At 66.7% G+C, this 25,016-nt stretch carries 30 protein-coding genes; 9 read left to right on the forward strand and 21 right to left on the reverse strand.

The features are described from left to right. Positions 1-46: 46 nt before the first annotated feature. Positions 47-376 (reverse strand): hypothetical protein, encoded by a 330-nt coding sequence (locus tag QK291_RS09450; protein WP_282381130.1) that lies wholly within the window; start codon positions 374-376, stop codon positions 47-49. Between the two features lie 424 nt (positions 377-800). On the opposite strand from QK291_RS09450, the gene QK291_RS09455 reads away from it, so the two are divergent. Next, positions 801-2,903, forward strand: a complete 2,103-nt coding sequence (locus QK291_RS09455) for a chloride channel protein (protein ID WP_282381133.1) — start codon at positions 801-803, stop codon at positions 2,901-2,903. 10 nt (positions 2,904-2,913) lie between these two features. Then, positions 2,914-4,293, forward strand: coding sequence for a glutamate decarboxylase (locus tag QK291_RS09460; RefSeq protein WP_282381135.1), 1,380 nt, complete (start codon positions 2,914-2,916; stop codon positions 4,291-4,293). A gap of 84 nt (positions 4,294-4,377) precedes the next feature. Here the strand turns inward: QK291_RS09460 and QK291_RS09465 are convergent, their stop codons facing one another. The 9 genes from QK291_RS09465 to QK291_RS09505 all read right to left on the reverse strand — a co-directional run bounded on the left by QK291_RS09465 (position 4,378) and on the right by QK291_RS09505 (position 10,705). Then, positions 4,378-5,271, reverse strand: coding sequence for an alpha/beta hydrolase (locus tag QK291_RS09465; protein WP_282381136.1), 894 nt, complete (start codon positions 5,269-5,271; stop codon positions 4,378-4,380). A 174-nt stretch (positions 5,272-5,445) separates the two neighbouring features. After that, positions 5,446-5,889, reverse strand: a complete 444-nt coding sequence (locus tag QK291_RS09470) for a cupredoxin domain-containing protein (protein WP_282381138.1) — start codon at positions 5,887-5,889, stop codon at positions 5,446-5,448. Between the two features lie 49 nt (positions 5,890-5,938). Further along, entirely contained in the window at positions 5,939-6,580 is a 642-nt protein-coding gene (locus QK291_RS09475; RefSeq protein ID WP_282381140.1) for a hypothetical protein, read from the reverse strand. 43 nt (positions 6,581-6,623) lie between these two features. Further along, on the reverse strand, positions 6,624-7,079 hold the full coding sequence (locus QK291_RS09480) for a class F sortase (RefSeq protein ID WP_282381220.1): 456 nt from the start codon (positions 7,077-7,079) through the stop codon (positions 6,624-6,626). A gap of 249 nt (positions 7,080-7,328) precedes the next feature. Continuing rightward, positions 7,329-8,099: a CHRD domain-containing protein gene (locus tag QK291_RS09485; protein WP_282381142.1), complete on the reverse strand. Its 771-nt coding sequence runs from the start codon at positions 8,097-8,099 to the stop codon at positions 7,329-7,331. Positions 8,100-8,280: 181 nt separating this feature from the next. After that, complete coding sequence (locus QK291_RS09490; RefSeq protein WP_282381143.1) at positions 8,281-8,754, reverse strand: hypothetical protein; 474 nt, start codon at positions 8,752-8,754, stop codon at positions 8,281-8,283. Continuing rightward, on the reverse strand, positions 8,751-9,125 hold the full coding sequence (locus QK291_RS09495; protein WP_282381145.1) for a cupredoxin domain-containing protein: 375 nt from the start codon (positions 9,123-9,125) through the stop codon (positions 8,751-8,753). The genes QK291_RS09490 and QK291_RS09495 overlap by 4 nt, the downstream gene beginning before the upstream one ends. A 445-nt stretch (positions 9,126-9,570) precedes the next feature. Then, positions 9,571-10,131 carry a hypothetical protein gene (locus QK291_RS09500; protein WP_282381147.1) on the reverse strand — a complete coding sequence of 187 codons (561 nt, stop codon included), beginning with the start codon at positions 10,129-10,131 and terminating at the stop codon, positions 9,571-9,573. Then, positions 10,118-10,705, reverse strand: a complete 588-nt coding sequence (locus QK291_RS09505) for a sigma-70 family RNA polymerase sigma factor (protein ID WP_282381149.1) — start codon at positions 10,703-10,705, stop codon at positions 10,118-10,120. Before QK291_RS09505 ends, QK291_RS09500 begins: the two co-directional genes overlap by 14 nt. Before the next feature lie 167 nt (positions 10,706-10,872). Between QK291_RS09505 and QK291_RS09510 the strand changes: the two genes are divergently transcribed. Next, on the forward strand, positions 10,873-11,298 hold the full coding sequence (locus QK291_RS09510; protein ID WP_282381151.1) for a hypothetical protein: 426 nt from the start codon (positions 10,873-10,875) through the stop codon (positions 11,296-11,298). Between the two features lie 277 nt (positions 11,299-11,575). Further along, the gene (locus QK291_RS09515) at positions 11,576-12,505 is read left to right on the forward strand and encodes an NADP-dependent oxidoreductase (protein WP_282381153.1); all 930 of its coding nucleotides are present in this window, start codon (positions 11,576-11,578) and stop codon (positions 12,503-12,505) included. Between the two features lie 60 nt (positions 12,506-12,565). On the opposite strand, the gene QK291_RS09520 is transcribed toward QK291_RS09515, so the two are convergent. Continuing rightward, the gene (locus QK291_RS09520) at positions 12,566-13,150 is read right to left on the reverse strand and encodes a histidine phosphatase family protein (protein WP_282381155.1); all 585 of its coding nucleotides are present in this window, start codon (positions 13,148-13,150) and stop codon (positions 12,566-12,568) included. Positions 13,151-13,226: 76 nt separating this feature from the next. Between QK291_RS09520 and QK291_RS09525 the strand changes: the two genes are divergently transcribed. After that, positions 13,227-13,598 (forward strand): VOC family protein, encoded by a 372-nt coding sequence (locus QK291_RS09525; RefSeq protein WP_282381157.1) that lies wholly within the window; start codon positions 13,227-13,229, stop codon positions 13,596-13,598. Positions 13,599-13,662: 64 nt separating this feature from the next. Then, on the forward strand, positions 13,663-14,451 hold the full coding sequence (locus QK291_RS09530) for a GPP34 family phosphoprotein (protein ID WP_282381159.1): 789 nt from the start codon (positions 13,663-13,665) through the stop codon (positions 14,449-14,451). 72 nt (positions 14,452-14,523) lie between these two features. Here the strand turns inward: QK291_RS09530 and QK291_RS09535 are convergent, their stop codons facing one another. From QK291_RS09535 to QK291_RS09560, 6 genes are all read right to left on the reverse strand, one after another. After that, entirely contained in the window at positions 14,524-16,113 is a 1,590-nt protein-coding gene (locus tag QK291_RS09535; RefSeq protein ID WP_282381162.1) for a long-chain fatty acid--CoA ligase, read from the reverse strand. Then, on the reverse strand, positions 16,110-17,336 hold the full coding sequence (locus QK291_RS09540; RefSeq protein WP_282381164.1) for an acetyl-CoA C-acyltransferase: 1,227 nt from the start codon (positions 17,334-17,336) through the stop codon (positions 16,110-16,112). Before QK291_RS09540 ends, QK291_RS09535 begins: the two co-directional genes overlap by 4 nt. A 124-nt stretch (positions 17,337-17,460) precedes the next feature. Continuing rightward, on the reverse strand, positions 17,461-18,171 hold the full coding sequence (locus QK291_RS09545; protein ID WP_282381166.1) for a TetR/AcrR family transcriptional regulator: 711 nt from the start codon (positions 18,169-18,171) through the stop codon (positions 17,461-17,463). Positions 18,172-18,222: 51 nt separating this feature from the next. After that, on the reverse strand, positions 18,223-18,801 hold the full coding sequence (locus tag QK291_RS09550; protein ID WP_282381168.1) for a hypothetical protein: 579 nt from the start codon (positions 18,799-18,801) through the stop codon (positions 18,223-18,225). Beyond that, the gene (locus QK291_RS09555; RefSeq protein WP_282381170.1) at positions 18,765-19,145 is read right to left on the reverse strand and encodes a hypothetical protein; all 381 of its coding nucleotides are present in this window, start codon (positions 19,143-19,145) and stop codon (positions 18,765-18,767) included. The genes QK291_RS09550 and QK291_RS09555 overlap by 37 nt, the downstream gene beginning before the upstream one ends. Before the next feature lie 126 nt (positions 19,146-19,271). Beyond that, on the reverse strand, positions 19,272-19,502 hold the full coding sequence (locus QK291_RS09560) for a zinc-ribbon domain-containing protein (RefSeq protein ID WP_282381172.1): 231 nt from the start codon (positions 19,500-19,502) through the stop codon (positions 19,272-19,274). Between the two features lie 345 nt (positions 19,503-19,847). Here QK291_RS09560 and QK291_RS09565 point away from each other — a divergent pair, with 345 nt between their 5' ends. Beyond that, positions 19,848-21,023, forward strand: a complete 1,176-nt coding sequence (locus QK291_RS09565) for a zinc-dependent alcohol dehydrogenase (protein WP_282381174.1) — start codon at positions 19,848-19,850, stop codon at positions 21,021-21,023. A 59-nt stretch (positions 21,024-21,082) separates the two neighbouring features. Then, positions 21,083-21,337, forward strand: coding sequence for a DUF6480 family protein (locus QK291_RS09570; RefSeq protein WP_282381175.1), 255 nt, complete (start codon positions 21,083-21,085; stop codon positions 21,335-21,337). Positions 21,338-21,463: 126 nt separating this feature from the next. On the opposite strand, the gene QK291_RS09575 is transcribed toward QK291_RS09570, so the two are convergent. The 3 genes from QK291_RS09575 to QK291_RS09585 form a co-directional block, all read right to left on the reverse strand. After that, positions 21,464-21,667, reverse strand: coding sequence for a hypothetical protein (locus QK291_RS09575; protein ID WP_282381177.1), 204 nt, complete (start codon positions 21,665-21,667; stop codon positions 21,464-21,466). 305 nt (positions 21,668-21,972) lie between these two features. Further along, positions 21,973-23,268, reverse strand: a complete 1,296-nt coding sequence (locus QK291_RS09580; RefSeq protein WP_282381179.1) for a cation:proton antiporter — start codon at positions 23,266-23,268, stop codon at positions 21,973-21,975. Between the two features lie 327 nt (positions 23,269-23,595). Then, a complete protein-coding gene (locus tag QK291_RS09585; RefSeq protein WP_282381180.1) occupies positions 23,596-23,799 on the reverse strand; it encodes a hypothetical protein in 204 nt (67 codons plus the stop codon). A gap of 187 nt (positions 23,800-23,986) precedes the next feature. On the opposite strand from QK291_RS09585, the gene QK291_RS09590 reads away from it, so the two are divergent. After that, the gene (locus tag QK291_RS09590) at positions 23,987-24,244 is read left to right on the forward strand and encodes a hypothetical protein (protein ID WP_282381182.1); all 258 of its coding nucleotides are present in this window, start codon (positions 23,987-23,989) and stop codon (positions 24,242-24,244) included. 113 nt (positions 24,245-24,357) lie between these two features. On the opposite strand, the gene QK291_RS09595 is transcribed toward QK291_RS09590, so the two are convergent. Next, a complete protein-coding gene (locus tag QK291_RS09595; RefSeq protein WP_282381184.1) occupies positions 24,358-24,930 on the reverse strand; it encodes an MOSC domain-containing protein in 573 nt (190 codons plus the stop codon). Positions 24,931-25,016 lie beyond the last annotated feature (86 nt).

Here is a 25,016-nt window from a genome sequence, read left to right on the forward strand (position 1 = left end):
TTGTCGTGTGCGACGAGTTGTACGATCCTGGGGGCGTCCGCCAGGTTCATTCCTGGGCGCTGAGGCTCCAGTGGGCTCGGATGGCCTCAGCAATTGGGCCGGCGGTGACGTCGACCCGGAAAGCAACGGGCGCGGTCCCCGTCTCTTCGATGACCGAGTCACGGTAGACGCGGCCGCAGGAGGGGCACAGGGTGTACAGATCCTCATCAGCAGGCCATTCCGCCAGCCCCGCGGGGACCGGGCTGCTGTCTCCGATGTAGACGGGAACGCCCTGTGAGTTGGCCTGAATCAACCCGTCCTTGCTGACGGTGTTGCCGCACACGCAGGTGATGGTGGTGACATCATGATCGATGACATCGGCGGTTTCAGAGTCCATGATGACCTTCCCGGCGCTGGAAAAGACGTTCTGGTATTAGCTTATGCCTGCCGATCCGTGGCCGCACTGGAACTAGGTAACGTCAGGTGGCATGGCAGCGGCACCTGCCGCAGTGATTGGCCTAACTTCACGAGGTCTTCTGTCGGCACCAGAGGCCACCTTCTGCAGGTGTGGGATATTGAACCACCGCTCCCGGTTGCCTTTCACCCGCTTTGGGTGATGACTGCCCCGGCGTGGAGCGCTAGATTGGCGAACGTGTGATTGACCGGCCTGTATCGCTTGTGAGACCTCACTTATGGCCAGCCGTGTGTCGGATGGCCAGCGGAAGGAGAGGGATGCTCAACGGTTACCACGGGCGCACCGAACCCGTTCCCCGCGTGATGTTCTGCTCGTTGATCGTCGGTGACTCGCGGGGTTGCCGGCAATGAGCCAGCCTGCCGCGCCGCCGCCCAGTATTGATCCGGTCGCCGTGATTCGATCCCGGCCCTACATCGCTGCGCTCGTGCTGGCGGCGCTCTTGGGCGTTCCCATCTCGGTCATCGCCTACGGTTTTCTCGCCTTTGTCGCGGCGCTCCAGCAGTTCGTCTTCGACGGGCTGCCGAATCAACTTTTCGGCGGTCCTGCACCTGCGTGGTGGCCGGTTCCGTGGTTGGTGCTGTGCGGGCTGTTGACGGCCTTGACCATCCGGTATCTGCCGGGAACCGGGGGACACTCACCCGCTTTCGGATTCAAGACCGGCGGCGGTCCGCCGAGCGGCCGGGAGCTCGTGGGCATCGTTCTCGCGGCACTGACCACGCTCAGCCTGGGTGCGGTGCTCGGGCCCGAGGGGCCGCTGATCGCAATCGGTGGCGGCCTCGGGGCGCTGGCGGTGCACCTGGTGAAGAAGGACGCTCCGCCGATGTCCCTGACGATCATGGCGTCCGCCGGCAGCTTCGCCGCGATTAGTACCCTGCTCGGGTCTCCCGTGCTCGGTGCCTTCCTGATCATGGAGGCCGCCGGGATCGGGGGAATGACGCTGAGTCTGGTGGCCCTGCCCGGACTGCTCGCTTCCGGCGTCGGGGCACTGGTGTTCGTCGGCCTCGACGGCTGGACCGGGCTGGGCAGCTTCTCGCTGGCGCTGCCCGTGGTGCCGCCCGCGGTGCCGCCCGCGGTGCCGCCGACGTTGGCGACGATGGGCTGGGCTGTGGCCATGGGCGCGGCCGGTGCGCTGTTGGGATGGCTGATCCGCTTGGTCGCGCTGTCGCTTCGCCCGGTCGTGCACCTGAACCGGGTGTTGGTGACGTCGGCGCTCGGCTTGCTGATAGGTGTCACCGCGATGGCGTACCAGTTGGTCTCCGGGCGCAGCTTCACGCAGGTGTTGTTCTCGGGGCAGGACGCACTGCCGGAGCTGGTCGAACACGCCACGGACTACTCGCTTGCGGTGCTGGTTCTGCTGATCGCTTGTAAGACCTTGGTCTACGGGCTGTCGCTGAGCGCATTTCGTGGTGGTCCGGTGTTCCCGTCGATGTTCATCGGTGCGGCGCTCGGTATTGCTGCGAGCGGGTTGCCCGGAATGAATCTCGCGGCAGGAATCGGCATGGGCATGGGAGCGATGTGCGCAGCCATGCTGCGGCTGCCGTTGACGTCGACGCTGCTGGCCACGCTGCTGCTGGGTGTGGACGGTTTGGCGGTAACACCCCAGGTGGTGGTGGCTGTGGCGGTGGCCTTCGTGATCACCAATCTGCTCCCGGTCCCGGGCCCGACGGCGTCCGGCGCGCCTGCCGACGGCGGCGGCGTCCGACATCGGGGTGCCCCGGGGGCCCGCCAGGCAACTGAGATCTCGAGCGCGGGCCCGTCGACCGCACGGGACCGGTGGATCGCCTGGCTGTTCATCATTGGCTCGAGTCTGTTCGCCCTGGGGGCGGTGCCGTTCTACGCCGAGGCCGTGGGATTGCGCTGGTGTGCAGCGACATTCTTTGTCGGTTCGCTGTTCTTCACCTGTGCGGCCTTCCTGCAGTACCGCGAGGGCGTTGACGCGCTCCCGGCCGCGGGTTCCACGAGGCGCCATGTGTTTTGGGTGTGGGCGCCGCGGAATCTCGTGTGGCTCGCTGCCGCGGTTCAACTTGCCGGCACCCTGTGGTTCAACTGGAGCACGGGAAACGCCCTGCGGGACAATCTCAGTGCGGCGCTGACCGAGCAGCGGGTATGGCGACCGGACGCCCTGGGTTCCATCGCCTTCCTCGTTGCAAGCGGTGTGGCGTTGCGGGAGGCCGGTCGCGGCGCCGTTGCCGGCCGGCCCAGGCCCCGGACGTGGAAGATCGGCGTGATCAACGTTGCCGGCTCTGTTGCGTTCGGGATCTCGGCTGTCGCGGCCTTCGTCATCCCGTCTAGCGGCAATGTCTTGAATGCCGAGCTGTCCAATCTCGGCACACTCGTGGGAGCCCTGTGCTTCCTCGCCGGCGCGATCCTGATGCTGGGTCCGATCCACCGCCGTCTCGGTTCCCGCGTATCGGGGACCTCATCCGGAACCCTTTTCAACAGTCCCTGAAGGAGAAGTGATGTCACGAGATTTCCAGCCGGCGGATGCCGACGTGGCCCTGTTCGGCAACCGATTCGTCACCCAGGAGGTTCCGAGCAGGGAGTTCCCGGAGAGCGGCATTCCTGCTCAGGACGCTTTGCGGCTGGTGGCGGAGGATCTGGCGCTGGAGGGTGATCCGGCCCGGAACCTGGCGACCTTTGTGACGACGTGGATGGAGCCGCAGGCCCAGCAGATCATCGCCGCGAACCTGCACCGCAATTTCATCGACCACGCCGAATATCCCCGCACGGCCGAGATTGAGCAGCGTTGCATTCGGATGATCGCCGACCTCTTCCATGCGCCGGGCGAGACGACGGGAGCCCGAACCCAGGGATCGTCCGAGGCGATCATGCTCGGCGGGTTGTCCCTGAAGTGGAATTGGCGGAAGCGTCGCGAGGCCGCCGGCGCGTCGACGTCGAGCCCGAACCTGGTGTTTGGCGGCGACGTACATGTCGTGTGGGAAAAGTTCTGCCGCTACTTCGACGTCGAGCCGCGGATCGTGCCGCTGCAGCCCGGTAAGTACACGATCGGCCCGGAAGACGTGCAGGCCCATGTCGATGAGAACACCATCGGCGTCGCAGCCGTGCTGGGTACGACGTTCACCGGGCACAAGGACGACATCGTCGGCATTAATGACCTGCTGCTCCGGATCAAGCGCGAGCGGGGCCTTGACGTGCCGCTGCACGTGGACGGGGCCAGCGGGGGGTTCGTCTGGCCCTTCCTCTACCCGGACTCCAAGTGGGACTTCCGGCTCGAGCAGGTCCGCTCGATCAATGTCTCCGGGCACAAGTTCGGACTCGTCTACCCCGGCATCGGGTGGCTGATCTTCCGGGAGAAGGCCGATCTGGCCAAGGAACTGGTCTTCGAGGAGAACTACCTCGGCAAGACCGACTCGACCTTCACCCTGAACTTCTCCACCGGCTCGTCGATGGTCATCGCCCAGTACTACAACTTCGTGCGCTATGGCCGCGCCGGCTACACCTACATCATGAAGAACATGCAGACCAACGCCCGCGTCCTCGCTGAGAAGTTGGAGGCCATGGGCCGGTTCGAGATCATCGGCCCCGACGAGGAACAACTTCCCCTGGTCGCGTTCCGCCTCGCGGCCGACACCGGCTACGACGAGTTCGACATCGCCTGGCAGCTCTCGGCCGAGCGCGGCTGGATGGTGCCGGCATACACCCTGCCCCCGAACGCCCAAGACGTGACGATCATGCGTGCCCTGGTCAAGCAGACGATGAGCCGCGAGCACGTCGACACGCTGGCCCGGGACATTGAAGAGGCGTGCTCCACGCTGGCGAAGAAGGGCGGCGCGCATGAATCCGAACGCAACAAGATGGTGACCGGATCCGGCCACTGACCGGTGCAACGGTGACACGCGGGGCCCGGCGCATCCGGCCGGGTCCGCCGAGCTGTCGGGCTGGGGTGTGGCCCAGGACCTGCCCTAGTCGGAAAGATTCAGCACGGCCTGCGCGAACGCGTCCGGGTCCTCCTGCGGGACGTTGTGACCGATACCGGGAAGGACGCGCTGGCTGTAGGGGCCGGTGAAGTGGTCTCTTCCTGCCGTCGCTGCGGGGCCGCCGACGCCGTCGTCCCCGCTTTCGAGCACCACCGTCGGGACGGTGATGCGCGGCTCCTGCGCGATCAGTTCCTCGAACCGCTGGTACCGGGGGTCGCCGTCGGCCAGCCCGTACCGGTGGCGGTAGGAGTGGATGACGACGTCGACGAAATCGGGGTTGTGCAGGCTCGGGGCGCTGGCGGGAAACGCCTCGCGCGCGCCGCCCCAGGCCGGCGACCAGGTGCGCCAGAGCAGCTCGCAGAGTTCGTCGCGGTTTTGTTCCAGCCCTCGGCGGCCCCGTTCCGAGTGGAAATAGTATTGATACCAGTAGCTTCGCTCCCATTCCGGCATGGCCGGCTCGCCGGAACGGGCGAGGTTGTGCATGTTGTAGCCGCCGACGGTGACGAGGCCGGCGACGCGTCCGGGGTCCAGTGCCGCCACGATGCACGCAGCCCGGCCGCCCCAGTCGTAGCCGGCCACGACGGCCCGGCCGATGTCGAGGGCATCCATGAAATCGAGGAGATCCTGCGCTAGGGCGGCTTGCTGTCCCGAGCGGACCGTTGCCTGGTCGAGGAAACGCGTCGGGCCGAAGCCGCGAAGGTAGGGCGCGAGCACGAAGGCGCCCTGGTCGGCGAGGATCGGCGCGACGTCGTCGAAGGCCCGGACGTCATACGGGAACCCGTGCAGGAGGATGACCGGGGCCCCGCCCGGATCACCCGCGGACTCGTAGCCGATGTCCAGGACGGGGGTCTGGACGCGGCCGAAGGATGAAAAGCTCATGCTGCCATTCTGACCCAACGCCCAGCCATTGCCCTGGGCGTCTGCGTTGCATGGCCTAAACGGTGCCGAGCAGGGAGAAGACCATGAAGCTGACAGTGACCGACTTCGTGAGCCTCGACGGCGTATCGCAGGGCAACCCGGACGGGAACTCCAGATCAACGGCAGCGCCCGGTGTTATTTCACGGTGAGGGTGCCTTTCATGTTGCCGTGGAAGTTGCAGTGGTAGGGGTAGGTCCCTGGTTCGGTTGGGGCGGTGAAGGTGCCGGTGCCGACTTTGATGGTGGCGTCGAACGCGTTGGCGGTGTCCGCGGTGATGGTGTGCGCTTCGATGTCCTCGTTGGTGACACTGATTGTCGCTCCGGGGCTGACGGTTTGCGCGCCCTGGTATTTGAAGCCCTTGATCAATATTTCGGCCGGGGCCGCCGTGGATGAAGTGCCCGGGCTGGAGGTTGGGGGAGTGGCGTCTGTGCTGGTCGCTGGAGCTGAACTTTGTTGTTCGGTTGGCGCTGATGCCGTGCCGGACGCGGACGTGCCGGGGTTCCCGCAGCCGGAGAGGGCGAACAAGGTCATTGCCGCCGCGATTCCGAGTGTCCGCGTCGTTCTGATGTTTGTCCTCATGTTGAAACCTTTCGTGGAGCCGGCTGTGGTGGCGTGCTGCGGAGCTGAGTTAGGGGTGTTCGATCCAGCAGGCAAGGATGGTGGTGGAGAGCTGGTAGGCCAGGGCGTTCCTGGTGATGCTCTCGGGTCCCAAAATGGGGGGCAGACCGGTGGCGTCCACGTGCAGGACGAAGTTGTCTTTTTGGAACACGGCTGCACCGTCGGCGGTTTCGTAGGCCGGGAAGCCCAGGTTCGCGAGGCCTTCGATGGGTTTGGCGTCTTTCGCGAGGGCCTGCATGGCGTTGAAGTATGTCAGGGCGGAGGCTTGGTCCTTCGCCTCTTGGACGGAGATTTCCAGCGCCCCTTCGGCCAGGTGGTAAGTGCAGGTGAAGGTATTGTCGGCCCAGTCGTTGACGGTGTGCGGGTCTGAGTCCAGGTCCAGGATGGATGTGAGCCTGTCCATCGGCTGGTCGCCGCATACCATCAGGGCGGCGGCGCTGGGACCGTCCGCCGGCGCACTCGGCGACGCCGATGCCTGACTGAGATGCCCGCCGCCGTGGCTGCCGGTGTGACCGGTCTCAGATGAAGCTGCGGGTGAGCTCCCCTGGGCGTTGGATGGCGCGGCCGCGGACACCGCCGCGGACGCGGCGCAGCCGGACAGCAACAGGGCGGACAGGGCCAGGGAGGCCACTAATGGCTTGCGGTGTTTCACAGCTCTTCCATCCTGGCCGCCGCACTTTCCGGGTCGGCCATTGTCAGGCTTTGAGTTTGGCGTAGATGACGTAGTTGTCGTCGAAGAACCCGGTGGCGGGGTCGTAGCCGTCGCAGGTGATGAGCCGGAGTTCAGCGCCGGAGGTGTTTCCGTAGACTTCGAGGGTGGGGAATTGGTTTTTGCTGTACTTGGCGCCGCGGTCAACGGTGAACACGGCGGTGCTGCCGTCGGTACGGGACACGTTGATTTCACTGCCGGGGGCGAGGTTGCGCAGGTCCGCGAAGACGCCTCTGGCGCCGCCGAGTGCGTTCACGTGGCCCAGCATCACGGAGGGGCCGCGTTCCCCGGGGGCGGGGGAGCCGTTGTACCAGCTGGCGGGTGCGTCGCTGCCAGTGCCCGGTACCTCGAGGGACCCGTTCTCCCGTAACCCCAGATGGAGCAGGTCGGTTCGGACTCCGATGGAGGGAATCGCCAGGGTCACGGGAGCGGAAGCGCCCATCACCGGTGGAAGCTGCTGCGTTGCCGGAGCCGCCGTGGGGCCAGCGGACGGAGCCGGGGGAGTGTCGGGTGCTGCCGCAGCCGGGACGGAAGCCGAAGGTGGGGAGCCTGCGTCCGTCGTTCCGCTGTTCCCCGCGGCGCAGCCGCTCACGCTTAGGAGGAGCAGAACCCCGGCCGCCGTGGTGGCCCGGAGGCCCCCGCGGCGGCCGGAATTCCTGATTGTCACAGTAGTGATCCGGTCAGCCGGTGCTTAGGCTGCTGCGCCGGCGGTGCGGCGGCGGATAACGTAGGCGCCACCGGCGAGGGCGATCAGGGCCAGACCGCCACCGACAGCGAGGGCGCCGGTGTCGGTGCCGGTTTCCTGGGTGACGCCGGTGTCAGCGCCGCCGGCAGGCATCTTCATCTGCCCGGCCTTCAAGGTCCCGCAGAGGGCGGGTGAGGTGGCGGCCAGCGGGAGCGTCGGGGCCAGATCGCTCTTGGCGGCCTGCCCGGCGGCGCTGAGGGTGGCGGGGTCAAGGCCGTGGACGACAACAACAGCGGTGCCGGCCTTAAGGGCTGCCTTGGTTTCGGCGTTGAGTTCGAACGTGCGGTCAACCGTGTATGAGGCACCCTGGCCGCCGACCTTGAGGTCAAGGCCAGCTGCGGGGCTGGTGTCACCGCTGGTGGAAAGGGTGGTCACGATTGCGCCGTAGGACGGGGCGCCTTCGGTGGTGGAGATGACCTTGTCGCCATCCTTATCGGCCGAGGGTGCCGGGCAGACGCCCTGGGCGCCGCCGTGAATGTGTTGGACATGCGGGTACGGGGCGTCCATAAACGTCGCGGGCATGCCGGAGACTTTCAGGACAACGTGGGCCTGGTCGCCTGTGACGTCCAGGGTGATGGTGCCGGAGCCTGCGCTGCCGTTGAGCTGGCCCAGGGTGGACTGGTAGGACTGGTCCGCTGCCATCGCAGGGGAACCGGACAGGGCAATGGCGGCCAGAGCCAGGGTGGGGACAGCCATGAAGCGAAGGGTCTTTTTCATTGGATAAATCTCCTCATACACGCGCGTGTGATGTTGGCACCCTAGGCAAGGGGACAGCAGTACTTCGGAACAACTCCGGGAAAAGATGGGTATGGATGTGGCCGGGTTCACATAATTCTTGGGCAGGCCACCGGCGGGCGGGCATCAGAGGCGCTATTCCGTGGCCGGTAAGCCCGTTCGGTCAGGCCGTTGAAGCCCCGCGGCGGCGGCCCCTGGCAGCTGGCCCCGATCCGGACCGGGTCTTTTGCAGCAGGGCGTACCCGGCCAGAGCCAGGCCGCCGGCAGCCGCTTCGGCCGCTGCTGTGATGACCTTGGCTGCGTACCAGACCGGTTCATACATCGAAGGCAGCGGCCCAATTGCAGGGACCTGGACGTACCGGTACAGGATGACCGCGGCCAGGGACGACAACGCGACCATGGCGGCGGCCGCGAAAGCTGGTCGTGAACCTTTCAGCAGCACCAACATCGCAGCTACGACCGCGGCTCCGGCCTGGATCAGAAACAGGGTGCCTTGCCCGAGCCCGCCGGGGGCTGCCTGCTGATAGCCCGGGGCGAGCTGGACATGGACCACGGCACTGACCACCAGGCCCGCAGCGGCAAAGACACGCAGTACCCAAATGGACCGTGCCCGCGAGTTTAGTTTCTGGTGGCTCATTTCACGACCAGCGTCCCCGTCATCTGCGGATGAAAGCTGCAGATAATCCCGTACTCACCGGGGACATCCGGAGCCCGGAAGCTCGCCGTTGCACCGCCCGGGATTTCGACGTCGAAACCGCCCTTGTCCTTGGCCGTCAGGGTGTGCGGTGCGCTGTCCGCGTTCGTCACCGTCACCATCGCTCCCGGCTTCACCGACGCCGGAACCTCATACGCGAAGCCCCTGATCGTGACGACAGCCTCACCGGCCGAGGCCGATCCATCAGCTGACGGGGCAGAGGAACTGGTGGCGGGCGGCGCGGCGGAGGGCGCTCCTTCCTGCGTGGCGCACCCGGTTAGGGCCGCCAACGACAGGGCTGCAGCTACGGTCAAGATGCGATTCACGGTTCTCATGACAATCCCTTTCCCAGGGATGTGTCCTCCGCGCGCCGGAATGGCGCGCCTGTCAGGAAACTACCCACACACCCTATTCGTCACCGCTGCCGTTACGGACTGCCCGACGGGGACTAGCGAAATGGCGGCCCGAACTCGGTCAATGATGTCCTGTGGAACGCACACTGGATGCGATGGGCCAGCCTGCGTGGGACTCCTCGCGACCGCACAAGGCCCCTCAGGGTTCGGCCGAAACGCTCGCCTTCTGAAGTGTTTCAAGGATGTGAGACACTCGGTTGGTTTTTCGGTGTTCGGCAGCGGCCGGGAGTCGGCTGCTGCCGGTTTTGAAACGAGCCATCGCGGTGCCCGGCGGCAGCCCGAAGACGAAGTGAATCATCCCGACGGGCAGGACGCAACGTGATGCCGGAAGGGGCGCACCGCGACGTTACCTCTCGAGGGCGCGTGTTTGAAGAGGCACTTGCCGATGGCCCGGCCGTCCGCCGGCTTGGCGGCCAAGGGTTTCCAGATCCGTCCGGAGCCCGGCGATGGCGGCCGACTCCACAAATGCGGCACTGCCCAGGTTCACGCGGATGTGTGAGCCGACCCGCAGCTTCAGGATTCTTTCAGCGACTTCGACCAGGGACGCCCGGGTGACGCGGGTGAGGCTTCCGTCGATATCGGCGTGGACGCTGTCCCGGGGTACGTCCAGGCTGATGATTGCTCGAAGTTGGTGGTCCAAGACTGCGCTCAATAACGTTGCGAAGCATACTTCCGCTGCGCTCTGCGGTGTCGGCCCGTGCCTGGCGGTGTCAATGAAGGATTCCACAACCGCCGGAATTGGGGCCGTATTGCGACCGAGTCCCGAAGCCACCGACCGATTGCGGGCCTTTGCTAACTCCTCCTGGACGACGACGTCGGCCATCGAACCGATGAGTAGGCGGTGCCGGCGGATCGGATTCTCAGCGGGATACTCCGCTCCGGGCGTCGGCTGGCTATGCAGGTTCAAGTTGCGTCCTGAGCCTCTGGAGACCGTCCCTGATTCGGGATTTGATCGTGGGCAGAGGTACAGCGAGTTTCACGGAGATTTCCCGGTAGGTCATCGATTCGAAATAGGCAAGGACGATGGATTCGCGCTGCAGTGGCGACAGGCACGCCAGTGAGTTGATGAGTGTCCGAGCGTCCATCTTCTCTGCCACGGCGTCGAGGACTCCGTCGTAAGCCCCCGGCGTGGTCGATGCCCATCGTTCGTCGCGATTTCGGCTGCTTTGGTTCGATCGGACTTTGTCTACTGACCGTCGGTGCGCGATGGTCATCAGCCAGGCCGTAGGGCACCCGATAGCCGCCTGGTATTTCGCTGCATCCTGCCAGACAACGATGAATACTTCCTGGACCACCTCTTCGCTGAGTTCCCGGTCGATGACGATCCGCCGGACCAGCCCTGCGACCTGACCGGACGTGTGGCGGTAGAACTCGCTGAATGCCTGATGATCGCCTTTTGCTGTGCGCAGCAGCAGACCGGCGAGTAAGTCCGGGGCCGCCTCGGGCCCTGGCGGGGCAAGTTGCTGTTCTAAACGGTTCATGGCGCCTTCAGATAATGGGACCGACAGCCACGGGCGGGCTGCCGATATTGCGCACAGGCCCCACGTCATTGCGCCCTGTTCTCGGTACTGACGGTCACGAAAGCGGTAGGGCGGATCTCTTCAACCACTAGTAGAACGCTCGTTCTCACCTCGTTGCTTTAGCCATCGTGGAGGAAGTGCCGTTCGCCTGGCAGCGGATGTGGACCGCCGGGGTGACCGCCCAGGTTGAATCGACCCAGGTGCCACGCGAGCGGCTGCTCGCTGTCTACGATTTCCTCGCCGGCTGGTTCACTTCCGAGGGATTCCGGGGGTGCGCCTTCATCAACTCCTTCGCGGAAGTGGGCGGCGCCTCCGGAAACATCACCGACATCGTCAGGCAGCACAAAAAGCACTTCCAGACCTATCTGGCGCAGCTGGCAGACGAAGCCGGAGCCCCCGCATCGCTGGCTCCGCAACTCGTAATCCTTGCCGAAGGCGCCATAACGACTGCGGCTATAGCCGCCAGCGCCGAACCCGCACGCCAGGCGCGGGCAGCGGCGGAAATCCTTATCGACGTCGCGCTGCAGCACAGCCCGGGCCGCGGGTCACGGTAGTAGCCCCCAACCAAGTCATGCCTGAACGTCCCCGTGGCGGCGATCGGACATGGCTGAGTATCCGGGGCTCGACCAACAGCGAAGCTACGGGGTGCTGGAGCGTATACAGGGCTGTCAGTGGGACGTGGGAGCGGTAAGCCCGCGCCGGGAATGACGCTGTGATGCCTCAGCGTGGACCCTGGCTGAGGCCATCAGGCTGCCGTTCCTCGGCCGGTGAGATGCCGCACTCACCGGCCGGCCGCGGAATAGTGCCCCGGGAGTGGTTGTTCAGCCTTGCATGAAAGCAATTACTTACAGCGAATACGGAAACCCCGACGTCCTTGAACTGACCGAGCAACCGATGCCGAAGGTCGGGCCCGGGATGGTCCTGGTCAAGGTCAAGGCGGCGTCGGTGAACCCGGTCGACTGGAAGATCACGGCCGGCTACCTGGACGCAGCCATGGACCTGCAGTTCCCGGCGATTCCCGGGTGGGATGTGGCCGGCATCGTCGAGTCAGTAGGCATCGACGCGCCGCACTTCCAGCCCGGGGAGGAAGTGATTTCCTACGGCCGGAAGGACTTCGTCCACGGCGGCAGCTTCGCCCAATACATTGCCCTGCCGGAGCGGCTCCTTGCCCGAAAGCCGGCATCTCTGGGGTGGAACGAGTCCGCCGGTCTTCCCTTGGCGGGTTTGACGGCCTATCAGGTCCTGACCCGTCTGGGCCTCAAGGCGGGCGAGACCGTGCTGATCCATGGCGGCGCCGGCGGTGTCGGGTCCCTGGGCATCCAGATCGCCGCGGCGCTGGGCGCCAAAGTCATCGCGACCGCCTCGGAAGGGAACCACGACTTCCTGCGCTCTCTCGGTGCCGAGCCCGTCAGCTACGGCGAAGGGCTCGCGGACCGGGTGCACGCCCTGCGGCCCGACGGCGTTGACGTCGTCGCGGACTTCGTCGGCGGGAACCTCGACGCGACCCTGGCTGTCCTGGCCGAGGGAGGCCGCCACGCCTCCATCGCCGACAGCGACGTCGAGCAGCACGGCGGCACCTGGATGTGGGTCAACCCCGCCGGCTCCCAGCTGCAGGAGCTCGCCGATCTGGTGGACCAGCACAATATCCGCGTTGAGGTTGCCCGGACGTTCCCGTTGCCGGAGGCGGCCGACGCCTTCCGGCTCAATATGGAAGGGCATACGCGCGGCAAGATTGTCATCACGGTCGACGACGGAGCGTGATGCGATGCGGCGGCCGGATTCCGGCCGCCGCTGTTCGGTTGCTGTTCCGGACGGCGCGGCTCAGCCCGGAAGGCCGGCGACAACTCGCTCGCCGTTGAAGTATTCGAGCTGCCAGCCGTCAACGGGATGGTGATGGGCCACATTGAGGGCGGCGTTGTCGATGCTTTGCAGGGTGCGGCCGATCGCTCGGCTGAGGCTCACGCGGATCAGGGAGCCGTGGGCGACCACCAGGACGCGGCGGCCGCGGAACTCCTCGGCGAGGGCTTCCAGCGCCGCCAGCCCGCGGCGGGCCGCCCCGTCCTGGCTTTCTGCGCCACGGAACCCGTCCGGGATGCGCAGCGCATCCAGTTCGGGGCCGTCCTGCAGGCCCTCGGCGGGTCCGAAGCTGCGTTCGGTGAGCTCCGGCACCCGGCGGGCGAGGCCCAGTCCCAGCCCCGCCGCGATGAGGTCTGCGGTTTCGGCGGCACGGCTCAGCGGCGACGACACAACCGTGTCCCACGCGTAGCCGGACAGGACGGCGATGGCGTCGCGCGCCTGGCCGCGGCCGACGTCGTTCAGCGGAATGTCGGTGGACCCCTGCAGCCGGCGCTGGGCGTTCCAGTCCGTCTGGCCATGGCGGACAAGGGCGAACGTCGTAAGGGTCATGCGTCCCATTGTCCCTGAACCCCGGCGCCGCGCGTATCATCGGGAAGATCCGACCCTCTGGAGAGTGGAGCAACACATGCAGCTCGGAGCGTTTTCCATCAGCCTCACCGTGAAGGACATCGCGGCTTCTGCTGCATTTTACGAGAAGCTCGGTTTCAGCAGATTCGGGGGCGACATCACCCAGAACTGGCTGATCCTGAAGAACGGCGAGACTGCCATCGGCCTCTTCCAGGGCATGTTTGAGAAGAACATGCTCACCTTCAACCCGGGCTGGAACCAGAACGCGGAGGCCGTGGATCCGTTCACCGATGTGCGCGAACTCCAGCGGGAACTGAAAGCCAAGGGCATGGGGTTCCTTTCCGAGGCAGACGAGGGAACAACGGGCCCGTCGAGCTTCATCGTCCTGGACCCGGACGGCAACCCGGTACTCGTCGACCAGCACGTCTGATCTGCGCTGCAGACGGGTACAAATCCTCATTGTGGTGGCACCCCGACTGCGCCACGATGATCGTATGGACGCTACGACACCTGAAACACCCAAGTCGGCGGAACTGAGCCTTCCCCAAGCTTTTCTGCTTTTGGCAACGAACGACAACGACGGCAAACCTGCAGTGCCGGTGTTCGCACTCAGGACCACGGTGGCCGGGGCAATACTGGCCGAGCTGGACCTGCTCGGTGCCATCGAGTTGCAGGGCAAGAATGTCAGGGCGACCGGCGCCGCCCCGCAAACGGACTTCCAGCGTGAACTGGAGCAGATCCGAGGAAAATCCCGGCCCCACACCCCCAAGCGGTGGGTCTCCATGCTGGAAGGCCGAGCCGAAGTGCAGCGTGTCTACGAGCAGATGGCGGCCCGGGGCATCGTGGAACAGGTCGGCGAAAGACACCTGGGTCTGTTCAAGTCCACGCGGTACCCGGAAAAGGATCACGGTCCGGAAGCTGCGCTCCTGCAAGAGATCGAAGCGGCACTCGGCGGCGCGCAGGCGGAACCTGCAAAGGCCGAGCCCGAGGCCAATGGTGCCAAGCCCGAGGCCACTGGTGCCAAACCCGAGGTGGAGGCGCCCGAGTCCGAGGCCCCCGGTGCCAAACCCGAGTCCCCCAGGGCCCCCGGTGCCCAGGCGTCCGATCCCAGAATCACGGCGCTGATCGCCCTGCTTCACGCCGCCGGGCTGTTCGGCAAGCTCTTCCCGGCAGCAGACCGGACCCGGGCGGGAGAACTGGCGAAGGACTATTGGCCTGCCCGCGCGGTGGAGGACGAACTCCGCATGATCAGGCTGGCGCAGGAAGAAGCCGCAACCCTGTGATGCGCCTCGCTCGGCGCGGGAGTTTTCTGGCTCCGGGACCCCCGGGTCCGCACGGCCGGGGCGCCCGGCCTTCTACGACCCGACGGCCCCGGCCGCCAGGTTCCGCTTGAGGATCTTTCCGCTGGGCCCGAGGGGGAGTTCCGTGAGCAGCCTGATGACGCGCGGATACTTGTACGCCGCGAGCTGGGCGCTGGCGAATTCCATCAGGTCCGTTTCGGTGGCGGCGGCTCCCGCGTCGAGCACGATAGCGGCCGCAATTTCCTGGCCATGGACATCGTGCGGGATTCCGTAGACCGCTGCGCTGACGACCTCCGGGTGGGTCAGGAGGATCTCCTCCACCTCGCGGGGGTAGACGTTGTAGCCGTTGCGGATGATCATGTCCTTTTTGCGGTCCACGATGGTCAGGTAACCGTCGCCGTCCTTCGTCCCAAGGTCGCCGGTGCGGAACCAGCCGTCGATGATCGCCTCGGCGGTGGCCTCGGGCCGGTTGAGGTAGCCCTTCATCAGCAGGTGCCCGCGGATGACGAGCTCGCCAAGTTCGCCCGGGGGCAGCAGCTCGATGCTTTCGACCGTTTCGGCGCGGGCGATTTCGATGTCGACGCCCCAGATGGCCACCCCGATGGTGCCGGGCCGGGGCGGGGTCCCGACGTGGTTGAACGCGGCGACGGGGGATGTTTCGGTAAGGCCGTAGCCTTCGTGGATTTCAACCCCGAAGACATCGCGGAATTTGTCCATGACGGCCAGCGGCAGGGAAGCGCCACCCGAGATGCCGTAGCGGAGGGCCGCCGGGCGGACGTCGGTGGTCTTGGCCGCTTCCAGGAGCCCGACATACATGGTCGGCACTCCCAGAAAGATGTTGACCTTGTGCCGGGCCATCAGCTTGAGGGCGCCCTCGCCGCTGAACCGGGGCATCATGACGATGGTGACGCCCGCCCGCAGCCCCGCGTTGAGCACCACTGTCTGGCCGAAGGTGTGGAAGAGCGGCAGCCCGCCGAAGAGGACATCGCCGGGCTTGAAGTCCATGACGGACGTCAGGATGACGGAGGTCTGTTCCACCAGGGCGAAGTGGGTTCCGAGGGCTCCCTTTGGCTTGCCGGTGGTGCCGGAGGTGTACAGGATGGTGGCGGTGTCCGAGGGCCGGCAGGGGAAGTAACTGCGGATCGGCTCGGCCGCGGCGGCCTCGGCTTCGAGCCGCGGCAGCCCGCCGTCGTCGGGCGCCATCACGGTCAGGAGATCGGTCCCGGTGCTGGCGGCACCCGCAGCGCCTTCCTTCAGGAGCGGAGCGGCGCAGATCAGCATCCTGGCGCCGCTGTCCTGGAGCACGTATTCGATTTCACGTGCCTTGAGCAGGGCGTGCACCGGAACCACAATGGCGCCCAGCGCGAGGACGGCGTAGTACACCCGGGCGAAGTCCGCGACGTTGGGGATCAGCACGGCAACGGCGTCCCCGGGGCCGATGCCGCGCGCCCGCAGTGCCCCGGCGTAGGCGCGGGTCTCATTCCAGAGGTCGCCGTAGCTGGTTTCCTCCTCACCGACGATCAGTGCGGTGTGGTCCGGGGTCCTTCGAGCGGACTCGGCCAGGATGGCTGCGACGGAGATGGTTCCGAAGCCCTCTTCGGGGTTGGTGGTGTTCATGTCCTGCTTCTTCGTAGGGATGGTCATGCCTTCAGGACCAGGGCGTCGCCCTGGCCGCCGCCGCCGCAGAGTGCGACGACACCGGTGCCGCCGCCCCGGCGTTTCAGCGCCAGCGCCTGGTGCAGGACCAGGCGGGCGCCCGAGGCCCCGACCGGATGCCCGAGCGCGATGGCGCCTCCCTCGGCGTTGATGTCCTCCGGCTCGAGGCCCAGGTCCCTGGCGGACTGGATGAGCACGGAGGCGAAGGCTTCATTGATCTCGACGAGATCGAGCTCCTGCGCGGTGAGGCCCTCGCGTCTGAGGGCGAGTTCAATGGCCCGGGCGGGCTGGGAATGCAGGGATCCGTCCGGTCCTGCGGTCTGGCCGTGCGCACCGATTTCGGCAATCCACTCGAGCCCTGCGGCTTCGGCTGCCGCTTTGCTGGCGATCACCAGGGCCGCGGCGCCGTCCGAGAGCGGGGAGGAGGATCCTGCGGTGATGGTCGCCGCTTCGTCTTTGGAGAACGCGGGACGCAGCTGTGCCAGGGATTCGGCCGTGGTCTCCGGGCGGATGCCCTCGTCGTGCGTGAGGGTCAGTGCGGGCCCCTTGCGCTGGGGAACGTCGATCGGGGCGATTTCCTCGGCGTACACGCCGGCGGCGCGTGCTGCTTCGGCCCGATGGTGCGACCGGGCTGCGACGGCGTCCTGCTCGGCGCGGGTGATGCCGCGTTCGGCGTTTCCGGCGTCCGTGGCCGCGCCCATCAGCAGGCCGCTGACCGGATCCTGCAGCCCGTCCTTGTTCAGCGAGTCCAGCATCGGGGCTTCCCCGATGACGACGCCGGCGCGGAGCCCGGGCACGAGGTGGGGTGCGTTGGTCATGGATTCCTGGCCGGCCGCAACGATGAAGTCCGCTTCCCCGGCCCGGATCATCCGGGCGGCGTCGATCACGGCTGTCAGACCGGAGAGGCAGAGTTTGTTGACCGTCACGGTGGGCACGTCCCAGCCGATTCCGGCGGCCAGGCTGGCCTGCCGCGCGGGCCCCTGGCCGGCCCCGGCCTGGATGACCTGGCCGACGATGACTGCGTCGATCTGCTCGGGGGCGACGCCGGCGCGGTCCAGGGCAGCGCGGATGGCGTGCGCGCCCAGTTCGCTGGAGGAGAAGGGTGTGAGGCCGCCGCGGAAGCGGCCGAAGGGGGTCCGCGCGCCGCCAAGGATGACAGGGATGTTTGCGTCCTGGTTCAAGCCGGGTTCTGCGGGCGACGTCGTCGTCATGTTTTTGTCCTCTGTCTCGGCGTCGGGGCCGGGCTGCCCGCGTGCTGTGGCTCACACCACATCCTAAGGATGCAATGAAACGCGGTTCCACGTCAAGAAACTCAGTTTCACGAGCGGGTGGACGTCAGTGCAGCGCGTCCCGGACCGCCTGCACAATCGCCTCCCTGTCGGCGCCCGCGGTCAGGACGGTCACGACGACGGCCGGGGACGCCTGCGCCGAGGTGCCCGGGCCGAGCAGCGCCGGGCGGAAGATCTCCGAGAGGGACCGAAGTTCACGCGCGAGTGCGGCGGACCTGTCCCGGTCCGCCGTAGCCGCTTCCGTGCCGGCCGGTGCAGTGCGCAGCCAGCCCCGGAGGAAGGCGTTGTGCACGGCGACCGCGGCGGCAGCGAAGGAGACGGCCTTGTATTCACGGCGCTCGACGTCGGGCAGGCTATCCAGCAGGTGCTGGACGAAGGCCTTCTCGTACCGGTAGGACGTGACCAGTTCGCGGTCCCGGAGTGCCGGCACGGCCTGCATGAGCTCATAGCGCGCGCGGGACGTTTCCTGGTTCCGCAGGTGGTGATTGAAAACCAGCAGCGCCGCATCCTCGATCGCTGCCAGCGGTTCCTGAATGGTTTCCGCCAGACGGTCGGTCACCTGCCGGAGGATCCGCTCGTGGTCAGCGAAGACAACGTCCTCCTTTGACCCGAACTTGCGGAAGAACGTGCTGCGGCTCATGCCGGCGGCGTCAGCAAGGTCGTCGACGGAAGTTGCGTCATAGCCCTGCCTCGCCAAGAGCCCGATGGCGGCGGCAGCGGGTGCGTCGGCATGGTGGCCTGGCAGGTGCGGGATCATGGGCCGAAATGTAGCACAACGGCCGGTGCCGCCTTCGCGCGGAAACCATTGCTAGTCACGGGCGTCATCGGTCTGCGTGGACTCCAGCAGCCCGCCGCTGGCCCAGCGGCGCACCGCGGACTTCTCGGCGGCGTCGAACTCCAGCAGCGCCATCCGGCAGAGTTCCTCCACATTCGCGGTCCAGGCTGCTGCCAGATCCGCCGCCGTCGCCTGGTCGTTGAGCTGGAAATTGGCGTAGGCGAGGCCCTGCAGGACAAAATTCACGGCGTTGCGGGAGACCGACTGGCCCGCGCTGACGCAGTCATCCCTGACCAGCCGGGACAATTCGGTGCGGTTGAGCGGATGTTCATGGAGCCTGGCCGCCATGGCCAGGAACACCTGCCGGAACTGGGCCGCGGACAGTGCCGGAACATCCGTGACACGGGTGACCTGCTCCTCGATGCCGGGCTGCAGGTCCGCCGGGGCCGGAAGATCCTCGCTCGAAAACCGCTTGGCGTCCCAGACCCACCCGCCCTGTGCCGGGGCATATTCGACGCTCCGGCCGATCTGGGCCACCCCGGTCCCGAACTTGCCGAAACCGCCCCAGTCCGTCTTCAGGGACGGGTCTGCGGTGAGGGCCCGGTGGGCCACCAGTGCGCCGACCGCCGGTCCCGGAGCGGTGCGGACGAACTCGAGAACGTCACGGACCGCGGGCGAGGCCGGCTGGGTTTTCGGCTTCGCCGCGGCCGGGGGGTCCAGTAGGTCCGGTACTTCGAGTACGCCACCGGGTTGAGATAGCAGTTGCGGATCAGGAATCGCCGGGATTCCCCGCCGGCACCGCCGTCGGCCAGCGCGTCCGTCCAGTGCTTGGGATCCTCGGCGAACCGTTTGGCGGCGGCCGGTTCCAGGGCCATCAGGCCGGTGTAGACGTTGTCGAAGTCAACGAACATCGCGGCGCGGATTGCCGGGACGCCCGGACCGGGGGAGAGGGTCACTCATCGGCTCAGTGTGACAGCAGGACAGCAGGACAGCGGGACGGGCCAGATTTGGCCCCTTGTGTGAAGGAGTCGCGGTGGCCATGCGTGACTGCTGAGCGAGACGGGATCGGGCGCCGCCGGCTTTCACCAGGCCACCGCCTTCTTCTGCCGCGAATTGATGGGGGAAGTCTGGCCGCAGTTCGAGCATGAGATCTGGTAGGTCCGGGACGTGGTGAGGATCGGGATGAAAAACAGCGTGAACTTGGTGGCGCGTTCCTGGAGGTGGTGGTGAACGAACCGGCCGCAGTGCTGGCAGGTCGCCGGCCGTCCGGGGAGGTTGTTCAGTACGGTCTTGAGGCCGAAGAGGAGAAGCATGGCTGGTGCCTTTCGGGGAGTTCGCCGGTCGGGGCCGGGCAGGCAAAGTAGTAAGCATGCTTTGCTTTCTCAGTGTACGCGCAAGTGAAGATAAGTTCCCCGAAACCTTCTCCTGTTCACACCTGCGGGCCGAAGCTCTCACCGCTCTCGACGCTCTCGGCGCATGAGAGCGTGCCCCGGCCCCCGCCGTTACCTGCACTCGGCGCGGCCATGCTCGGATCCTGGCAGTGAAACCAACTCTCGCCCCGGTCCCGGGAATCATGGCAGAGAGCTTTTCATCGACGCGATGACAAGCAATAATCAATTGCTCAGCATACTTATTACTTTTACTGAACGGAGTACGGCATGAGAGCACTTACCTGGCAGGGAAAGCGGTCGGTCAGCGTCGAGTTGGTTCCGGATCCAGTGATCCAGGAGCCCACGGACGCCATTGTGAAGATCACCTCCTCGGCGATCTGCGGTTCGGACCTTCACCTGTACGAGGTGCTCGGGCCGTACATGAAGTCCGGGGACATCCTGGGACACGAACCCATGGGCGTAGTCCAGGAAGTGGGATCCGCTGTCACGAACCTAGTGCCCGGGGACCGCGTGGTCATCCCGTTCAACATCTCCTGCGGGCACTGCTGGATGTGCAGGCAGGGGCTGCAATCCCAGTGTGAGACCACGCAGGTTCATGACCACAACAGCGGCGCGAGCCTCTTCGGATTCTCCGAGCTCTACGGGTCCGTCCCGGGCGGCCAGGCGGAATACCTGAGGGTGCCGCACGCGGACTACGGACCGATCAAGGTGGGCCATGAGCTGCCTGATGAACGCTATCTCTACCTCTCCGATATCCTGCCCACTGCCTGGCAGGGGGTGACCTACGCCGACGTCCCCGAGGGCGGCACGTTGGCAGTCTTCGGCCTCGGTCCGGTGGGGCAGTTCGCCAGCCGAATCGGCTGCCACCTCGGCCAGCGGGTCATTGCCATAGAACCGGTTCCGGAACGCCGTCGCATGGCCGAACGGCACGGAGTGGAAACCATGGATTTCACGGACGACATCGGCGACCAGCTGCGCGAGATGACCGGGGGGCGTGGCCCCGATGCGGTGCTCGACGCCGTCGGCATGGAAGCGCATAATTCCCCCGTCGGCGCGTTCGCCCAGCATGCAGCGGGGCTCTTGCCCGACGCGCTGGCAAAAAAGGCAATGGAAACGGCCGGTGTGGACCGCATGTCCGTCCTCCACTCAGCCGTGGACGCTGTTCGGCGCGGCGGCACCATATCGCTCAGCGGAGTCTACGGAGGCACGGCAAGCCCGATGCCCCTGCTCACCATGTTTGACAAGCAGATCCAGTTCCGGATGGGCCAGTGCAACGTCCGGAACTGGACTGACGACCTCATCCCCCTCGTTGAAGACCCGAGCGACCCGCTTGGCGTGATGGACCTCAAGACCCACGAGGTTTCCCTGGACGGCGCCGCGGCCGCCTACGAAATCTTCCAGAAGAAGGAAGACGGCTGCATCAAGGTGATCCTGAAGCCCTGAACGGGTCGCGCAGCAGCCTGTCTGGCCGTGTCCAACCGAGAGCAATGAAAGGCATAACCATGAGCACCTATCATCCCGAAAACGATCCCGCCAACCCCGACCCGCCGCGGGCGGACGGCGGAAAGAATCCCGGCGTGAGGGAATACTCGATCCCGAATCCGGCGGTGTCGGGCAACCCCGATGCGGGGGCCTCGGCCAACCCCGATCCGCTCGAGGGCAAGATCACCGGGTTGGAGCCTGGTGGGGGAGTGCCGCCGGGAGAGACCCCTCCGGTCGAGGATCAGATGAGCCGCGACCAAGGGCACAGCGAGTAGCCGCCCGGGGTCCGTGCCCGCGGGCCGGGTACGTGCTGTGACATCGGAGACGACGCGCGGCTAAGCCGGGACGACGACGGCGGGAGGCTCCCGCCGTCGTCGTGGTGCTAGGTGGTGGCTGTGGTGCTAGGAGGAGACGGACTCGAGGCTGGCGGCGCCGTGGTTCAGGCTCAGCGTGAAAGTGCTGGGGCCGCTGGCGTGGACCGCGATGTTGCTCTTCGGGGTGTTGTGACGGACCGAGAGGTCGTGGATCAGGGAGTCCAGCTCGTGGTGCATCGTGGAGCGGTCCCAGAGCTTGTGGGTGACAGAGGTGGCAGTTTCAAACGTCATTGTTCAGTGCTTCCATTCGTGGTCCGGGTGTCCGGCCGCCGCACCGATGCGGGGCCGCCGTAGGGCCAAACCGGGAACGCTCCGGGACCGCTGGCGGCTCTGCGAGCTCACCGGTTTGGCCTCATTGCGTCCACCAGGATGGGTAAAACTGTTGCGGCCGGGAAGTTTCCGTCCCTGCCGCGCCTTTCCATAGTGCACAGCGTGCCGCAGTCGCCTCAAGCTGATTTCGCATTATTGCCCGTGAGACTCATCACAGGCGGGCGCCGCGGCGGCGACCGCCGGGTCCGGTCCGGGTCCGGTACGGACTAGGGACGGGCCCGCTTGGGTCGGAAACGGGGGAGGGGCATGTGCTTGCGGCTCAGCCCCCGGGCGGGCGCGGGCGCCACCGTCACCGGTCCGCCGGGCTCAGGGCCCGCTGCGGCAGCGGCCCGTCCGTAGCGGGCGGCCAGCGGCGCGGCGCTGAAGCCGTGGGCCAGGACGCTGAGCAGGACGGTGGCCGCGATGACGGCCACCACCCCGTCGGACACAGCCCCCAGGGCTTCCAGCGCCAGCAGTGCGAACACGAGCGATGCGAGTCCGCGCGGACCGAACCAACCCACGAACAGGACGGTGGACCGGTCGAGGCCGGCACCTATCGTGGCCAGTGCCACCGGCAGCATGCGCACCACCGTGAGGCTGAGGACGGCGTACACGAGGGTCAGGGGGACAAAGTTCGCCAGCATCGTCGGAAGGGCGATGGCTCCAAAGGCCAGCCACACGAGCAGTGAGACCAGACCGCCCATCTGCTCAACGAAGACCAGTTCGGCCGGACCCCGCTGGCCGGCGCACGTGCCGAACGCCAGCCCCCCGCAGAACGCGGCGACGAACCCGTTGCCGCCCACGGCGAGGGCGGCGGAGTAGGAGAGCAGGCTCAGGGCAAGGACTCCGATGCCGGCGAAGTCCTCGCCGGCGGTCCCGCGCCGGCGGGCCAGCTGCAGCAGCCACCCGCCCAGGGCGCCGGCTGCCGCGCCGACACCGGCGCCGATGAGCAGTTCGACGGCGGCGCTGCCCGGGGCCGCGGCGCTCTCCAGCCCGGCTGCGGCGGCTGCACCGGCGATCGCGACCATCACGACAGGGGTGGCGATGCCGTCGTTGAGGCCGCTTTCGACCGTGATCAGCTGGCGGATCCGTGACGGCACCGCCGGATTGGTCACCACGGGGATCCCGAGGGCGGCGTCGGTCGGGGCCAGCGCCGCGCCGACGAGGAGTCCCAGCCACAGCCCGAACTGGGGGAAGAACCAGAGGGCCAGGGCCCACCCGAACACGATCGTCAGCGGCAGGCCGACTCCCAGCAGCCGCACATACCGCCCCACGTCCCGGCGCAGCTCCTGCAGGGGCAGGCGGGCGGCGTCGGAGAAGAGCACCCAGACCAGCGTGAGCTCGAGCATAGGGGTGAGACCCTCGGGAGGCGAGGAGCCGTCGACCAGCCCGGACCAGGCCAGGGCCGCGCCGACCGCGGTAAAAACGATGGGAGGGGTCAGGTCCGACTGCTGCAGCCGCGCCGAAACCAGGGCCCAGGCGAATAAGAGGGCAGTGATCAGGACGATGGACGTCAGCTCCATGACGGGTCCGGGCGCGATCCGGCGTGCGTGACGCTGCGCCGGAGCCTGATGAGTTCTGCGCGCAGGTCCTCGATCTCCGAATTGGTCACAAGCAGCTACTCCAGCGCGATGTCGTTGCTTTCCACGTCAAGCGTGGCGGAACTGAACATGCTCCATTTTAGGCGGAGTGGGCCTGCCCGGGCCTGTGCCCAAAGTCCCTAGGCGCGAAATCATCGAAAGGGCCCGATCGGCTCGGGGTCGGGACTTCTAGGGTCGAAACGTGAGCCCGGAAATTTCCTCGGGCCTCCTGTGCGCTGGCGCGGCTACCCGGCGAGGACCTTCGGCGGTCTAGTTCTTGAGCTCACGGTGGAGCCGGGTCCGGGCGCTGTTTTCGATCAGGGTCGGGATGTAGATTCTGATCCGGCCGGTTTCCAGCGAGTCGTATTCCTCCGCGACGATCCCTTCAATGCGGTGCCGGGGCGTCGCGGGAAAGCGCGGGGCGAGGCGGTCCGCAACCTTGCGGATGGTCGGTTCCCTCTCGGCGTCGCTCATTTTTTCATTGTGATTCAGGCCGATTTCGGCGTCAAGGGAATTTTGCCCTGTGGTCGCGTGGGCCGCGGTGGCGCCGAGCCTGTTGTCCTCTGCCGGGCCGGTTCCCTGGGCGGGCCCGTTAACCGGCCGTTAATCTGGCACGCATACGCTGGAGATGACCCATCTCCGACTATGGGAAGGCGCCGCCATGAGCTTCGAAGGAAAGTCCGGGAGGAACGTTCACGGAAGTGAACTGAAGCGCGGGCAGGAGGTCCGCGTCCGTCTCGGCGACCAGGATCTGGGCATCGGTATCGTCGATGAAGTGACAGGCGAGGGCGGCGGTGCCGTGTGGATTTTCTTCGCAGGGGCCGCGCCGCGCCGCATCCCAACCGACCGCGCCTCGACCGAATTCACCGTGCTGGAGTCCGAAGCTATCCGTGCTGTCCCGTGGGGGCCGCCGCGGTGAGGGCGGTGAGGGCGCCGGTGTCCACATTCTCCGACGGGCCCTGCAAGCAGCGCGCCAGGCTGTCATCCATGGCGTTGATCCAGCGCGTGTGGTGCCGCGCAGCCAGAAGTGACCTACGGCAGCCGGGACGGCCGCAGCAGAGTTGGCATGCCGGCCTGCTCGGGATCCAGCGGCACAGGGCTGATCAGCACGGCCGGACCGCGGCGCAGCAGGCCGTCCGAGAGCGGCTGGCATCGGACCCCGCCCCGCCCGCGCATGGCCGCGTGCGCCCCCGGGGCGAGCATCTGGTCCATCCAGGCGCAGGGGTGCGCAGGCCGGCCGGCGCGGAGCCGGACCAGTTCCCCGCGCGACTCGAGCGCGAAGTCTCCGCCGATTAGGGGAGCCAACTGGGCTCCCCTGATGACTACATTGCGCCGGGTCAGGAGCGGGTCAAACGGTCCGGCATCGAGCTCCGCCGACATCGCCTCGAGGGCCTCGACCGCGATCAGGGTGACAGCGGCATCCATGTGCGCGGCCTTGCCGAAGAACCTGTCGCCGACGATGCCCTTGCCGGCCACCAGCTGCACTCGGTCGGCGTCGGTCGTCGGGACATCTGCTGCACCCTCGCGGGCGCGGCCGAAGTACGCGTGTGCCGGGGACACGAGGAGGTGCACGATCTCGACGTCGTACCTGTAGCTTGCCGTCATGCCCTCAAACTACCTTGAGCCCTCGGAATCCGAGGTCCGGAATCTCCGGCTCGGCACAGGCAGCACCCGGGGCCGGCCTGATCCCC

This window comes from Arthrobacter sp. AL12 (genome assembly GCF_029960645.1).
Classification (GTDB): Bacteria; Actinomycetota; Actinomycetes; order Actinomycetales; family Micrococcaceae; genus Arthrobacter.

Excerpts from the sequence above, each read along its gene's own strand:
- QK291_RS09520 (WP_282381155.1), bottom strand. The coding sequence starts at position 13,150 with ATGACCCTTACGACGTTCGCCCTTGTCCGCCATGGCCAGACGGACTGG.
- QK291_RS09570 (WP_282381175.1), top strand. The coding sequence starts at position 21,083 with ATGAGCACCTATCATCCCGAAAACGATCCCGCCAACCCCGACCCGCCG.
- QK291_RS09545 (WP_282381166.1), bottom strand. The coding sequence starts at position 18,171 with ATGATCCCGCACCTGCCAGGCCACCATGCCGACGCACCCGCTGCCGCC.
- QK291_RS09530 (WP_282381159.1), top strand. The coding sequence starts at position 13,663 with ATGGACGCTACGACACCTGAAACACCCAAGTCGGCGGAACTGAGCCTT.
- QK291_RS09590 (WP_282381182.1), top strand. The coding sequence starts at position 23,987 with ATGAGCTTCGAAGGAAAGTCCGGGAGGAACGTTCACGGAAGTGAACTG.
- QK291_RS09575 (WP_282381177.1), bottom strand. The coding sequence starts at position 21,667 with ATGACGTTTGAAACTGCCACCTCTGTCACCCACAAGCTCTGGGACCGC.
- QK291_RS09535 (WP_282381162.1), bottom strand. The coding sequence starts at position 16,113 with ATGACCATCCCTACGAAGAAGCAGGACATGAACACCACCAACCCCGAA.
- QK291_RS09525 (WP_282381157.1), top strand. The coding sequence starts at position 13,227 with ATGCAGCTCGGAGCGTTTTCCATCAGCCTCACCGTGAAGGACATCGCG.
- QK291_RS09560 (WP_282381172.1), bottom strand. The coding sequence starts at position 19,502 with ATGCTTCTCCTCTTCGGCCTCAAGACCGTACTGAACAACCTCCCCGGA.
- QK291_RS09515 (WP_282381153.1), top strand. The coding sequence starts at position 11,576 with ATGAAAGCAATTACTTACAGCGAATACGGAAACCCCGACGTCCTTGAA.
- QK291_RS09470 (WP_282381138.1), bottom strand. The coding sequence starts at position 5,889 with ATGAGGACAAACATCAGAACGACGCGGACACTCGGAATCGCGGCGGCA.
- QK291_RS09485 (WP_282381142.1), bottom strand. The coding sequence starts at position 8,099 with ATGAAAAAGACCCTTCGCTTCATGGCTGTCCCCACCCTGGCTCTGGCC.
- QK291_RS09490 (WP_282381143.1), bottom strand. The coding sequence starts at position 8,754 with ATGAGCCACCAGAAACTAAACTCGCGGGCACGGTCCATTTGGGTACTG.
- QK291_RS09465 (WP_282381136.1), bottom strand. The coding sequence starts at position 5,271 with ATGAGCTTTTCATCCTTCGGCCGCGTCCAGACCCCCGTCCTGGACATC.
- QK291_RS09460 (WP_282381135.1), top strand. The coding sequence starts at position 2,914 with ATGTCACGAGATTTCCAGCCGGCGGATGCCGACGTGGCCCTGTTCGGC.
- QK291_RS09595 (WP_282381184.1), bottom strand. The coding sequence starts at position 24,930 with ATGACGGCAAGCTACAGGTACGACGTCGAGATCGTGCACCTCCTCGTG.
- QK291_RS09480 (WP_282381220.1), bottom strand. The coding sequence starts at position 7,079 with ATGGGCGCTTCCGCTCCCGTGACCCTGGCGATTCCCTCCATCGGAGTC.
- QK291_RS09565 (WP_282381174.1), top strand. The coding sequence starts at position 19,848 with ATGAGAGCACTTACCTGGCAGGGAAAGCGGTCGGTCAGCGTCGAGTTG.
- QK291_RS09540 (WP_282381164.1), bottom strand. The coding sequence starts at position 17,336 with ATGACGACGACGTCGCCCGCAGAACCCGGCTTGAACCAGGACGCAAAC.
- QK291_RS09585 (WP_282381180.1), bottom strand. The coding sequence starts at position 23,799 with ATGAGCGACGCCGAGAGGGAACCGACCATCCGCAAGGTTGCGGACCGC.
- QK291_RS09580 (WP_282381179.1), bottom strand. The coding sequence starts at position 23,268 with ATGGAGCTGACGTCCATCGTCCTGATCACTGCCCTCTTATTCGCCTGG.
- QK291_RS09450 (WP_282381130.1), bottom strand. The coding sequence starts at position 376 with ATGGACTCTGAAACCGCCGATGTCATCGATCATGATGTCACCACCATC.
- QK291_RS09505 (WP_282381149.1), bottom strand. The coding sequence starts at position 10,705 with ATGAACCGTTTAGAACAGCAACTTGCCCCGCCAGGGCCCGAGGCGGCC.
- QK291_RS09455 (WP_282381133.1), top strand. The coding sequence starts at position 801 with ATGAGCCAGCCTGCCGCGCCGCCGCCCAGTATTGATCCGGTCGCCGTG.